This is a genomic window from Arthrobacter sp. NPDC058097, from assembly GCF_042884885.1.
In the GTDB taxonomy this organism is placed as follows: domain Bacteria; phylum Actinomycetota; class Actinomycetes; order Actinomycetales; family Micrococcaceae; genus Arthrobacter.
Genome location: NZ_JBHVSZ010000002.1, coordinates 204,638 through 216,890 on the forward strand (window position 1 = coordinate 204,638; position 12,253 = coordinate 216,890).

Genomic DNA, 12,253 nt, shown 5'->3' on the forward strand with positions numbered 1-12,253 from the left:
GAGACAGGTTCCCTGCCGCCCGCGATACCTGCTGGCCGGCCTGCCCGCAAGTTTTCCCCGGCGCGAAAATGTGTTTAGGGTCGATGACTATGGTCAATCAGAAGTCCGATGGTTTTCGTTCGCTGACTGGTTTCCATGGGGGTCTTCGGCGCGGCACCGCAGCAGCTGCGTTCGGAGCGGTACTGGTCTTGTCCGCAGGTGTGCCTGCATCCAACGCTGCTGCGTCCGAACTTCCGGTGTCCGACCTGCTGGGGGATTCGGAGCAGTCCGGCACTGCCGGCACGGGGCTCACCGCCACCGTCGACGCTGCCGGCCTCGAGGCCTGGGCGGCTGCCGCCCTGTCCAACGACCACACCTCGGGTGATCGAAAGTCAAGGGAACCCCGGCCCTCGGAACAGCCCTCACCATCGGTGCCGCCGTCGCTGGCGCCGGTGGTACCGATTCCGACGCCGAATCCCTCGGTGACCATTTCAGCTGGTCCGGCGCCTGCCGTTCCCGTGCCTTCGCCTTCTGTTCCGGTCCCGTCCGTTCCGGCTCCGACTTCGCCGGTCCCCTCAGTTCCGGTCCCCTCAGTTCCGGTCCCGTCGGTGCCGCTACCGACCACTCCCGCCCCGTCATCCCCCGCCCCGGCGCCAAGCTCGTCCGGAAGTTCGGCGCCTGCCCCGACACGGTCGGCGAGCCCGGCCGCGCCGTCCTCGCCGGGAGCCCCGTCCTCGCACGGAACGGCATCGCCGTCGGGAACGGCAGCAGGAACCGGAGGCTGGTCGGGATCCTCAACCGGCACCGGCAGCACACCTGCCGGCACGGCCCCGGGCACCGCTCCCGGAAGCACCGGGGCCGGAACTGCCGGGTCCCAGGCGCCGGCCGCCGGCAGCTCGGCAGACAGCGCAGCAAACACCGAAACCCCATCCGCGGATGCGAGCCCGTTCGCGGAGATTGCGGGCCTGTCGGGCGGAGCCGGCCTGCGGGGCCGTTCGGCCTCGGGCGTTGCCGGCGGAGTCTGGGGTTCGGCGCAGCTCGCGGGACCCAACAACATGGCCACCATCAGCTCGCCCTACACCCGCGGACCGGCCGAGAACGCAGTCATGGGCTTGTCACGGAGCGGCACCATTGAGCCGCAGGTGTGGTGGGGAGCAGGACTGCTGGCACTTGCCGGGGCTGCAGGTGTGGCGGCAGTCCGCATCCGGCGGTCGCTGTGAGATAAACCACTTCTACGCGTTGTAGAAGTTGAGTTTTTCGACTTAGGCCGCATTGAAGGGGCAGGATAGTAACCATGAGCCACACTCCTGCCGAATCTGTCACTAAAACCGAAGAATCAGCCGAGCAGTTCTTCACCCTCTGGACCGTTTTCAAGCGCTCCGCCGAGGTCCTCCGCAGCGCCGATGCTGCCGAGGACTTCGACGCCCTGGTGGCGCGTCTGGCCGAAGCAGGGGTGACCCACCGCGGAAGCTACGATGTCTCCGCCATGCGTGCCGACGCCGACGTCATGGTCTGGCTCCACGGCCCCAAGCCCGAGGCGCTGCAGCAGGCCATCCGTGACATCCGCCGCAGCAAGCTGTTCGCCGGGACCGAGCTCGTTTGGTCCGCCATGGGCGTCCACCGCGAGGCGGAGTTCGCGAAGAACCACACCCCGGCGTTCTCGCGCGGTGTCGAGCCGGCCGAATGGCTGTGCGTGTACCCGTTCGTCCGCTCCTACGAGTGGTACCTGCTGCCGGACAACGAGCGCGGCCAGATGCTGCGCGACCACGGCCTGCTGGGCCGCGATTTCCCTCAGGTCATTTCCAACACCGTTTCCTCGTTTGCCCTCGGTGACTGGGAATGGATCCTCGGCCTGGAGGCCCCGGAGCTCGTGGACCTCGTGGACCTGATGCGCCACCTGCGTTCCACCGAAGCGCGCAACCACGTCCGCGAGGAAATTCCGTTCTACACCGGCCGCCGGATCACGTCCGGCGAGATCGCTGAGGTCCTCGCATGAGCCCGCTGGATCCCCAGGGCGGCGTCGTGAATCCGGTCACCGAGACCGGCAGGATGGCCCCCAAGGAATACGACGGCATCCTCCTCGCCTCCTTCGGCGGGCCCGAGGGACAGGACGACGTGATCCCGTTCCTCCGCAACGTCACCCGCGGCCGGGGGATCCCCGACGAGCGCCTCGAAGAGGTGTCCCACCACTACCGCGCCAACGGTGGCATCAGCCCCATCAACCAGCAGAACCGCGAGCTGAAGGCTGCCCTGGAAGCCGAGCTGGCGGCGCGGGGCATCGAGCTGCCCGTGCTGTGGGGCAACCGCAACTGGGACCCCTACATCCCGCAGACGCTCCAGGACGCGTACGACGCCGGCCACCGCCGGCTGCTGATGCTCACCACCAGCGCGTACTCCTGTTACTCCAGCTGCCGCCAGTACCGTGAGGACATCGGCATGGCGCTGACCGAAACCGGGCTCGACGGCAGGCTGGAAGTGGACAAGGTCCGCCAGTACTTCGACCACCCCGGCTTCGTGGAGCCCTTCATTGCGGGCACCGCCGAGGGAGTCGCCGAGGTGCGCGCGCAGCTGGCCGCCGCCGGCAAGCCCGACGCCCCCATCCACGTCCTCTTCGCCACCCACTCCATCCCCACCCGGGATGCCGTGGCGGCCGGCCGTTCCGAGGATGAACCCCGCGAGTTCGCGGAGGATTCCGCCTACGTGGCACAGCACCTCGCCAACGGCGCGGAGATCATGCGCCGCGTGGAAGCCGATTCCGGCCTGGCCGCCCCGTGGTCCCTCGTCTACCAGTCCCGGTCCGGCGCCCCGCACATCCCGTGGCTCGAGCCGGACATCAACGACGCCATCGAGGAGCTCGCAAAGCAGGGCGTCGCAGGCATCGTGATCGTGCCCCTGGGTTTCGTCAGCGACCACATGGAGGTCGTCTGGGACCTGGACACCGAGGCGCTGCAAACCTGCCAGGAGCTCGGGCTCGCCGCCACGCGCGTGCCCACGCCGGGAACGCACCGCCGTTTCGTCGAGGGCCTCGTGGAGCTGATCTGCGAACGCACCGTGGCCAACAACGTCGCGGACCGCCAGGCCGTCACCGGCCTCGGTCCCTGGTACGACGTATGCCGTCCGGGCTGCTGCGAAAACTTCCGCGGCGAAAAGCCCACCATTGCCGGCGCCGACACCAGCGTCGGCCAGGGGCACGATCCCTACCCGGCCGGACAGGACGCGAAGTGACGGTACGGATCGGCACCAGGGCGAGCAAGCTCGCCCTGACCCAGACGCAGCAGACCGCAGACCGGCTGGCCGCCGTCGGAGGTTTCGACGTCGAACTCGTCCACGTCAGGACCGACGGCGACGTCCTCACCGGCTCGCTGTCCCAGATGGGCGGCACCGGCGTCTTCGTCGCCGCGCTGCGCGACGCGCTGCTGCGGAACGAGTGTGACGTCGCCGTCCACTCCCTGAAGGACCTGCCCACGGGATCCGCCCCGGGCCTGTCGCTGGCGGCAACCCCGCCCCGGGTGGACGTCCGCGATGTCCTCTGCGCCCGCGACGGCCTCAAGCTGGCCGACCTGCCCAAGGGCGCCCGCGTGGGCACCGGCTCTCCCCGCCGGGCGGCGCAGCTGCGCGCCGTCCGCCCCGACCTGGACATCGTGGACATCCGCGGCAACGTGGATACGCGCCTGGGCCGGGTGCCCGGCCTGCCGGGCAACGCGACCGACGCCGTGGTTGACGGGAAGTCGTGCGACCTCGACGCCGTCATCCTCGCCGCCGCCGGACTCGAACGGATCGGCCGCCTGGACACCGTCACCGAATACCTGGAGACGGACATCATGCTCCCGGCCGCCGGGCAGGGATCGCTCGCCATCGAATGCCGCACGGCCGAGGCACCCCGCCGGGCCGGGTCCACCGAGGGATCACAGGGCGTGCTCGCCCAGGCGCTGGCCGCCCTCGACGACACCGACACCAGGCTTGCGGTCACGGCTGAGCGCGCACTGCTGGCCCGCCTCGAGGCGGGCTGCGCCGCCCCCGTGGGCGCCTACGCGTACCGCAAGGGCAGCATGCTGCACCTCGAAGCCGTGGTCTGTGCCGTGGACGGCACCGCCTCGGTGCGGGACAAGCGGGCCACGGACGGACTCACCGAGGTGGGCGCCACCCTGCTCGGAATCGAACTGGCCGAGGTCCTGCTGGCGGCAGGGGCTGCGGACATCGCGGACCTGACGGCGTCCTGACCGCAGCCGGCCGCATGGGAACAACGAACGGGGAGTACCCGGCGGGCGGACGCCCGCTGGAAGGGTGCCGCGTCCTGGTGACGCGAAGCCCCGACCGGTCCGGGCCCCTGGCGGAGGCTCTGCGGCTGGCCGGTGCCGTTCCCCTCCTGCTGCCATTGACGGCCGCCGAACGCGCCCCGGACCAGGCTGCGCTGGATGACGCTTTTGACGCGCTGGGCGCGGGCCGCTTCGAGTGGCTCGTGGTCAGCAGCGCCACCACCGTCCTCGCGCTGCAGGAAAAGGCCGGGGAACGGGCCGTTGAACTGGGCGACTGGCTCCCGGCGCGCACCCGCGTTGCCGCGGTGGGCCCCGCCAGCCGGAAGGCCCTCGAGGCAGCAGGGATCGCGGTGCACTTCGAGCCGCAGCACGACCACTCGGCGGCCGGGATCGTCAACGGATGGCCCGGCGGTCCCGCCGACGTGCTGCTGCCGCAGGCCGACATCGCCGCCCCTGCGCTGGCCCGCGGCCTGGAAGCGAAAGGCGCCCGGGTCCGCACCGTGGTGGCCTATGCCACGGTGGACTTCCCGGCTGAGCCGGCGCGGCGCCTCGGCCGGCCTATTAGTGAAGGCAGCGCCCCGCTGCCGCTGCTCACCTCCGCCGAAGCGAAAGCCGAGGTCGACGACGGCGCCCTGGCCGCCGTCGTCGCCGCCTCACCCAGCGCCGTGCGGCGCATCAGTGCCACCCTTGCGCCCCTCGGCGCCTGCCGGTTCGTGGCCATCGGCCCGGCCACGGCGGCCGAGGCGGAAGCCCGCGGCCTCGAGGTGGCTGCCACCGCCCGGGAGGCCACGCCGGCAGGGCTCGTCGCCGCCGTCGTCCGGGCGCTTGCCCCCTAAACATCCACTCATCAACAGCAGGCCCACAGTGAAGGACAGGACATGAGCTTTCCGCACCACCGCCCCCGGCGCCTCCGCACCACCCCCGCCATGCGCAGGCTCACGGCCGAACACCGGGTTGCCCCGGCAGACCTGATCCTTCCCGCATTCATCCGCGAGGGACTGTCGGAGCCCAACCCGATCGCCTCCATGCCGGGCGTCGTGCAGCACACCACCGACACCCTCAAGCGGGCTGCGGCCGAAGCTGTGGAACTGGGCGTCGGCGGCATCATGCTGTTCGGCATTCCCGAGACCCGGGACGCTGAGGGCAGCGCGTCCCTGGACCCGGACGGTGTGCTCAACAAGGCCATCCGCGACGTCCGCGCGGAAGTGGGGGACAGCCTCGTGGTGATGAGCGACGTCTGCCTGGACGAATTTACCGACCACGGCCACTGCGGCGTCCTCGACAGCGAGGGTTATGTGGACAATGACGCCACGCTGGAAATCTACGCCAAGATGGCGGTGGCCCAGGCCGACGCCGGCGCCCACGTGCTGGGCCCGTCCGGCATGATGGACGGACAGATCGGCGTGATCCGGCAGGCACTGGAGGAGGCCGGCCATGTGAACACCGCCGTGGTGGCCTACGCGGCGAAGTACGCGTCGGCGTTCTACGGCCCGTTCCGCGAAGCGGTGGACTCGCAGCTGAAGGGCGACCGCAGGACCTACCAGATGGACGCCGCCAACCGCCGCGAGGCCATCCAGGAGGTGGAACTGGACCTTGCCGAGGGCGCCGACATGGTGATGGTCAAGCCGGCCATGAGCTACCTGGACATCCTGGCCGACGTCGCCGACATGAGCCCCGTTCCGGTCGCCGCCTACCAGATCTCCGGCGAGTACGCCATGATCGAAGCCGCCGCCGCCAACGGGTGGATCGACCGGAGGGCTGCCATCACCGAATCGGTCCTCGGTATCCGCCGCGCCGGGGCCAACCTGGTCCTCACGTACTGGGCCAGCGAAATCGCCGGCTGGCTCAGGGAATCCTGATGCCGGCGCCGGCCAGTGGCCTTCCCGCGGGACAGCCCGCCCGCCAGTCTGCCGGGCCCACCGACCCGGTGGGCCCAGGACAGATCCTGCTGGGCCTGAACACCTTCGGCGACGTCGGGGTGGACGGCTCGGGCGAGCCGAAACCGCATGCCCAGGTGCTGCGGGAGCTGCTGGACCAGGCGGTCCTGGCTGACGCCGTCGGCCTTCACGCCTTCGGCGTGGGCGAGCATCACCGCCGCGACTTTGCGGTTTCCGCCCCGGAGGTGTTCCTGGCGGCCGCCGCAGCGAGGACCAGCAGGATCCGGCTCGGTTCGGCCGTGACCGTCCTGAGTTCGGATGACCCCATCCGCGTGTTCCAGCGCTTCTCCACCGTGGATGCGCTGTCCGGCGGCCGCGCCGAGGTGATGCTGGGCCGCGGTTCGTTCATAGAGTCGTTTCCGCTGTTCGGCCTCGACCTCGCGGATTACGAGGTGCTGTTCGAGGAGAAGCTCGAGCTCTTCGACAGGGTGCGGGCGCAGAAGCCGGTCCACTGGGAAGGGCGGACCCGGCCTGCGCTGGCCGGGCTAAGCGTGTATCCGCCGCTGGAGCACCACCTCTTGCCGGCCTGGATCGGCGTGGGCGGCACCCCGGAGTCGGTCCTGCGCTGCGCGGAATACGGCTACCCGATCATCTTTGCCATCATCGGCGGCCAGCCCCGCTCGTTCGCTCCGCTGGTGGACCTGTACCGCGAGGCGATGGCCAAGTACGGCCGGCCCATGCAGCAAGTCGCCACGCATTCCCCCGGCCACATCGCCGAGACCGACGAGGCGGCCCGCGAGGAGCTTTTTCCGCACTGGCTTGCCCAGCGGAACAGGATCGGCGCCGAGCGGGGGTGGGGCCCGGGAAACCGGCGGGAATTCGACGCCATGTGCGGACCCGAGGGTGCGCTGTACGTCGGCTCGACCGAGACGGTGGCGCAGAAGATTGTGCTGCTCAAGCAGAATCTCGGAGTGGACCGCTTCGACCTGAAATACGGGAACGGCACGCTGCCGCACGAATCCATGATGCGCTGCATCGAACTCTTTGGCACCGTGGTGGCACCGCGGGTGGCCGAGCTCCTGTCCGGCGACACTGCCGCCGACTGAAAGAATGGGAACCATGACTTCCAGCACCCCTCGCAACGAGGAACTTTTCGACCGCGCCCGCCAGCTGATGCCCGGCGGCGTGAACTCCCCGGTCCGCGCCTTCGGTTCCGTCGGCGGCACCCCCCGCTTCATGGTGGCGGCCAAGGGCCCGTACCTGACCGACGCCGACGGCAAGGACTACGTGGACCTGGTCTGCTCCTGGGGCCCGGCCCTGCTGGGGCACGCCCACCCCGCCGTCCTCGAGGCCGTGCACGCCGCCGTGGACCGCGGCCTCTCCTTCGGCGCCTCCACCCCCGATGAGGCCAACCTCGCGGCCATCGTCAAGGAACGCGTTTCCGCCGTCGAACGGCTGCGCATGGTGTCCACCGGAACCGAAGCCACCATGACCGCGATCCGGCTGGCCCGGGGCTTCACCGGCCGCAACCTGGTCATTAAGTTCGCCGGCTGCTACCACGGGCACCTTGACGGACTGCTCGCCTCGGCCGGCTCCGGCGTGGCCACTCTGGCCCTGCCCGGTTCGGCCGGCGTCACGGCCGCCACCGCTGCCGAGACCCTGGTGCTTCCCTACAACGACCTCCGCGCCGTCGAGGCCGCCTTCGCCGAACACGGACCCAACATCGCTGCCGTCATCACCGAGGCCGCCCCCGCCAACATGGGCGTTGTCACGCCCGGCGAGGGCTTCAACGCGGGCCTCTCCCGGATCACGGCCGCCCACGGCGCCCTGCTGATCGTCGACGAGGTCCTGACCGGCTTCCGCACCGGGTACTCGGGCTACTGGGGACTGACCGGCGGCGCCGCGGACGCCACGGAAAAGTGGACCCCGGACCTGCTGACGTTCGGCAAGGTGATCGGCGGGGGCATGCCGACGGCGGCCCTGGGCGGCCGTGCCGACGTCATGGATTATCTCGCGCCGCTCGGTCCCGTCTACCAGGCCGGCACCCTGTCCGGTAACCCGGTAGCCATGGCTGCCGGCGTCGCCACCCTGACGCACGCCACCCGGGACGTGTATTCGTTTGTCGACGCGCGGTCGCTGGAACTGTCCGGTGCCCTGTCCGCCGCCCTGCATGCGGCCGGCGTGGACCACTCCATCCAGCGCGCCGGCAACCTGTTCTCGGTGGCATTCGGCACGTCCGAGCACGGTGTGCACAACTACAGCGACGCACTGAAGCAGGAGTCGTTCCGCTACGCGCCCTTCTTCCACTCCATGCTGGATTCGGGTGTCTACCTGCCGCCGTCCGTCTTCGAGGCCTGGTTCCTGTCCGCGGCGCACGACGACGCCGCCATGAACCGGATCTTCGACGCACTGCCAGCCGCCGCGGAGGCGGCCGCCGCAGCGAAGGCCTGATCGCCGTCGGGCTTTCCTTCCGTCCTTACTAAGGCAACAAAAAACTCTGGCACCCGCCGCGGCGGGTGCCAGAGTTTTTTCTTTCGGTGTTCCGGGTGGCCTTTAGAGGACGTCCGAGAGGAAGCCCTGCAGCCGCTCGGTCTGCGGGTTTTCAAACACCTGGCCGGGCGGGCCCGACTCCACCACCACGCCGCCGTCCATGAAGGTGACGGTGTCGGAGACGTTGCGGGAGAAGCCCATTTCGTGGGTCACCACCACCATGGTCATGCCGCCCTTGGCGAGGTCCGCCATGAGTGCCAGGACGCCCTTGACGAGCTCGGGGTCCAGGGCAGAGGTGGCCTCGTCGAAGAACATGACTTCCGGCTTCATGGCCAGGGCGCGTGCAATGGCAACGCGCTGCTGCTGGCCGCCGGAAAGGGTGGCCGGGCGGACGTCGGCCTTGTGCTTCAGCCCGACGAGATCGAGCTGGCTCAAGGCCTCCTCGCGCGCCTGCTCCTTGGGCAGTTTCCGCAGCTTGCGCAGGGCGAATGCCACGTTCTCGCCCACACTCTTGTGCGGGAAGAGGTTGAACTGCTGGAACACCATGCCGATCCTGCGCCGGAGCTCATCGGGGTTCTCCTTCAGGACCGACTTGCCGTCCAGGAGGATATCCCCGGCATCCGGTTCGATCAGCCGGTTCATGACCCGCAGAAGGGTGGACTTGCCGGAACCGGACGGGCCGATCACCGAGGCGGTGGTGCCGGCCGGGACGGTCAGGTCGATGCCGCGCAGAACCTTGTTGTGCCCGAAGGCAAGATGGACGTTTTTCGCTTCGAGAGAGCCTGACGTGAACTTGCTCATGCGTGGGCTCCCTTCCCGACGACGGCGGCAGCCTCGTCCGGTTCCATCTTCTGCGGCCGGCCGGTGCGCAGGCGCGCGTCGATCCAGTTGACGAGGTGTGTCAGCGGGACGGTCATCGCGAGGTAGAACACGGCGGCTGCGACGTAGCCGGACAGGTTGCCGCTTCGGGCGGCGGCGTCCTGGCCGATCTGGAACAGCTCCCGCTCGGAGGCCAGGAGTCCCAGGGTGAAGACCAGGGAGGACTCCTTGATAAGGGCGATGAACTGGTTCACCAGCGCCGGGAGCACCCGGCGGATGCCCTGCGGCACCACGACCATCCGGAGCGAGGGGCCGTAGCCGAAGCCCAATGCACGGGCGGCCTCGAGCTGGCCCTTGTCCACGCTCTGGATGCCGGAGCGGAAAATCTCTCCGATGTATGCGCTGGACATGAGTGAGAGCGCGGCGATGCCCATGGGGTACGGGCTGGTGACCCCGGTCAGCTCGCGGAAGATCGGGCCGAAGCCGAGGCCGATGACGAGGATGGTGAGAACCGCCGGGAGTCCACGGAACACGTCCGTGTACACCCGGGCGGCCCACCGCGCCACAGGATTACGCGAGATGCCCATCAGGGCCAGCACCATGCCGGCCACGCAGCCAATGATGCCCGAGACGATTGCGAGGACGAGGGTGTTGGGCAGACCGACCGAAAACATGGCCGGGAGTACCTCGGCGATGGCCTTCCAGTCGAGGAAGGTCTCGGCGAGCCTGTTCAGATAATCCATGTGGCGCCTGTCAGTTGGTTACTTCGTGGGGACCTGGACGGCCTTGCTGCCCGGCTTCCAGCCCTCAGGAGTCTGCTCCTTGATGGTCGGGCGGTCCGTGTACCACTTGGTGGTGAGCTTGGTCCAGGTGCCGTCGGCGATCACGGCGTCGAGCGCCGAGTTGAGCGCATCGGTAAGGGGCTGGTTGTCCTTGGCCACTGCGTAGGCCGTGAAGTTCTGGGTGTTGACCTTCTTCTCAGCGATCTTCGTGCCGTCGCCCGACTTGACCTGGCCCTCGGCCTGCTGGGAAGGGGCAACCCATGCGTCGATCTGGCCGCTCTTCACGTTGGCGTAGACGGTGTTGTAGTCCGGGAAGCGGACCGGCTCGAGCTTCAGCGTGTTGGTCACGAAGTCGTCCTGGACGGTGCCCTGGACGACGCCGATGCGCACGCCCTGCTTCAGGTCGTCGAAGGTCTTCACCTTCGCGTCATCCTTGGTGACGATCGCCATGTAGCCGAAGTCGTAGCCGTTGGTGAAGGCCACGGTCTCACGGCGGGCGTCCGTGGTGGAGATGGAGGAGGACCCGACGTCGAACTGCTTGTTCTTCACCTGGGCCAGGAGGCTCTGGAACTTGGTGGACGCGAACTCCACCTTGAGGCCGAGCTTGGCCGCCATGGCCTTCAGGAGTTCGTTGTCATAGCCCGTGAAGTTTCCATCCTTGTCGATGAAGATGTTGGGCGGGGCGTCGGACAGGGTGCCGACCTTGAGGACGCCCGGAGTGATCAGGCCCAGCTTGGACTTGTCGATCTTCTCCAGGGGGGTGACGTCCTTGGTGGTGTACTTGTCCAGCGTCTGCTGGTCGCTGCCGGCGAGGGCATCCGTCGGCGAGCCGCTGGGAGCAGCGGTGCCTCCACCGCAGGCTGCCAGGGATACGGCCATGACTACGGCCACGGGAACCGTGGACAGCCACTTCAAGGCTTTGATTTTCATCACGCATCACTTTCATTGGGATAAACGGGGGCGGGCAGTCAAGCCGTCTTTGGCCGGGATCCGGCGGTGCAGAGGCGCGCCCGCAAAACTTAATTGTCTCACCTGCCCTTAACGTGGCCGTTAGGTGGCGTAATGAACGAGACTAAGCCGACTTTGCCGAATATAATACGGCATTACCGCATTTGGTAGGCCAATAGCAATGAGAGAAGTTGCTGCTACAGAATCAGCAAGGCGCTGCCTGGCCACTGGCGGGGCGGACCAGCTTTTGTGAAATGCGTCGCACCAGCCAGAAGCGGCGCAGGTCAGAAGCCGCCGCGGCTGGCGTCCTCAGGCGGCAGCACAGGCCAGTCACCCTCGATGACGGCGGCGGGCTTGGTCTTGCGGAGGTACTGCTGGAAGTCGGCAGCCTGGCTGACCGCCCAGTCCACCTGAAGCTGGTGCAGCTGGCTGGCCGGCATGCTCAGTTTAGGGAATTTGCCGGCCATGGCGTCAAGCACACGAAGTGTTGCGAGTGCGTCCGCCGCCGACGTGTGGGCGTTTTCCAGTTCTACGCCGTACTCCTCGCACAGGGCGGTCAACGTCCTCTTGCCCTTGCGGTACCGGTCCACCTGCTTGTTCATGATGTAAGGGTCCAGGACCGGGAACCGGCTCAGCTGCGGCACGCCGTAGCGGGCCGATTCGGCGGCAAGGACGGTGAAGTCGTAGCTGGCGTTGAACGCGATAACGGGAACACCGTCGTCGAAGAGCCCCTGGAGCACGGCAGCGACTTCCCTGGTGACCTCGGCCGCAGGCCGGCCATGGCTGCGGGCGTGTTCGGTGGTGATCCCGTGCACATCGCTTGCCTCCGCCGGAATCTCAACTCCCGGATCAGCCAGCCACTCATGCTCCTGAACCACGTTCCCGGAGCTGTCCACCAGGGTGATGGAAGCCGTCACGATCCTGGCGGCACGGGAGTTGCGGCCCGTGGTTTCGAGGTCGAACGCGGCGCGGGGGAGAGTGTTCCAAGTGCTCATGGCTCCAAATTACCCGGGGGCACCGACAGTAATGGTACTTGCCCTGCGCGTGTCCGGCATGGTGTGGGAAGAGGCGGTGTGGGAAGACACACACGGCGCCCGCCCTG

The 12,253-nt window shown here is 68.4% G+C and carries 13 protein-coding genes; 8 read left to right on the forward strand and 5 right to left on the reverse strand.

Going from position 1 to position 12,253, the window contains the following annotated elements; genetic code table 11:
• Nucleotides 1–97 precede the first annotated feature (97 nt).
• Nucleotides 98–898, reverse strand: a complete 801-nt coding sequence (locus ACFVTE_RS04890) for a hypothetical protein (RefSeq protein WP_387097621.1) — start codon at nucleotides 896–898, stop codon at nucleotides 98–100.
• Between the two features lie 136 nt (nucleotides 899–1,034).
• On the opposite strand from ACFVTE_RS04890, the gene ACFVTE_RS04895 reads away from it, so the two are divergent.
• The 8 genes from ACFVTE_RS04895 to hemL all read left to right on the forward strand — a co-directional run bounded on the left by ACFVTE_RS04895 (nucleotide 1,035) and on the right by hemL (nucleotide 8,563).
• Nucleotides 1,035–1,199: a hypothetical protein gene (locus tag ACFVTE_RS04895; protein WP_387097624.1), complete on the forward strand. Its 165-nt coding sequence runs from the start codon at nucleotides 1,035–1,037 to the stop codon at nucleotides 1,197–1,199.
• A 74-nt stretch (nucleotides 1,200–1,273) separates the two neighbouring features.
• Entirely contained in the window at nucleotides 1,274–1,975 is a 702-nt protein-coding gene (hemQ, locus tag ACFVTE_RS04900; protein ID WP_387097627.1) for a hydrogen peroxide-dependent heme synthase, read from the forward strand.
• Nucleotides 1,972–3,204 (forward strand): ferrochelatase, encoded by a 1,233-nt coding sequence (locus ACFVTE_RS04905; protein WP_387097630.1) that lies wholly within the window; start codon nucleotides 1,972–1,974, stop codon nucleotides 3,202–3,204. The genes hemQ and ACFVTE_RS04905 overlap by 4 nt, the downstream gene beginning before the upstream one ends.
• Nucleotides 3,201–4,199 carry a hydroxymethylbilane synthase gene (gene hemC / locus ACFVTE_RS04910; protein WP_387097632.1) on the forward strand — a complete coding sequence of 333 codons (999 nt, stop codon included), beginning with the start codon at nucleotides 3,201–3,203 and terminating at the stop codon, nucleotides 4,197–4,199. The genes ACFVTE_RS04905 and hemC overlap by 4 nt, the downstream gene beginning before the upstream one ends.
• A 14-nt stretch (nucleotides 4,200–4,213) precedes the next feature.
• Nucleotides 4,214–5,071 (forward strand): uroporphyrinogen-III synthase, encoded by an 858-nt coding sequence (locus tag ACFVTE_RS04915; RefSeq protein ID WP_387097635.1) that lies wholly within the window; start codon nucleotides 4,214–4,216, stop codon nucleotides 5,069–5,071.
• A gap of 42 nt (nucleotides 5,072–5,113) precedes the next feature.
• Nucleotides 5,114–6,094 carry a porphobilinogen synthase gene (hemB, locus tag ACFVTE_RS04920; protein ID WP_387097638.1) on the forward strand — a complete coding sequence of 327 codons (981 nt, stop codon included), beginning with the start codon at nucleotides 5,114–5,116 and terminating at the stop codon, nucleotides 6,092–6,094.
• Complete coding sequence (locus ACFVTE_RS04925; protein WP_387097641.1) at nucleotides 6,094–7,218, forward strand: LLM class flavin-dependent oxidoreductase; 1,125 nt, start codon at nucleotides 6,094–6,096, stop codon at nucleotides 7,216–7,218. Before hemB ends, ACFVTE_RS04925 begins: the two co-directional genes overlap by 1 nt.
• Before the next feature lie 13 nt (nucleotides 7,219–7,231).
• Nucleotides 7,232–8,563, forward strand: coding sequence for a glutamate-1-semialdehyde 2,1-aminomutase (gene hemL / locus ACFVTE_RS04930; protein ID WP_387097644.1), 1,332 nt, complete (start codon nucleotides 7,232–7,234; stop codon nucleotides 8,561–8,563).
• 102 nt (nucleotides 8,564–8,665) lie between these two features.
• Here the strand turns inward: hemL and ACFVTE_RS04935 are convergent, their stop codons facing one another.
• The 4 genes from ACFVTE_RS04935 to ACFVTE_RS04950 all read right to left on the reverse strand — a co-directional run bounded on the left by ACFVTE_RS04935 (nucleotide 8,666) and on the right by ACFVTE_RS04950 (nucleotide 12,146).
• Entirely contained in the window at nucleotides 8,666–9,403 is a 738-nt protein-coding gene (locus ACFVTE_RS04935) for an amino acid ABC transporter ATP-binding protein (protein WP_387097647.1), read from the reverse strand.
• Nucleotides 9,400–10,164 (reverse strand): amino acid ABC transporter permease, encoded by a 765-nt coding sequence (locus ACFVTE_RS04940; protein WP_331575781.1) that lies wholly within the window; start codon nucleotides 10,162–10,164, stop codon nucleotides 9,400–9,402. The genes ACFVTE_RS04935 and ACFVTE_RS04940 overlap by 4 nt, the downstream gene beginning before the upstream one ends.
• A gap of 18 nt (nucleotides 10,165–10,182) precedes the next feature.
• Nucleotides 10,183–11,133 carry an ABC transporter substrate-binding protein gene (locus tag ACFVTE_RS04945; protein WP_387097651.1) on the reverse strand — a complete coding sequence of 317 codons (951 nt, stop codon included), beginning with the start codon at nucleotides 11,131–11,133 and terminating at the stop codon, nucleotides 10,183–10,185.
• Nucleotides 11,134–11,435: 302 nt separating this feature from the next.
• Nucleotides 11,436–12,146, reverse strand: a complete 711-nt coding sequence (locus ACFVTE_RS04950; protein WP_387097654.1) for a 3'-5' exonuclease — start codon at nucleotides 12,144–12,146, stop codon at nucleotides 11,436–11,438.
• Between the last annotated feature and the right edge of the window lie 107 nt (nucleotides 12,147–12,253).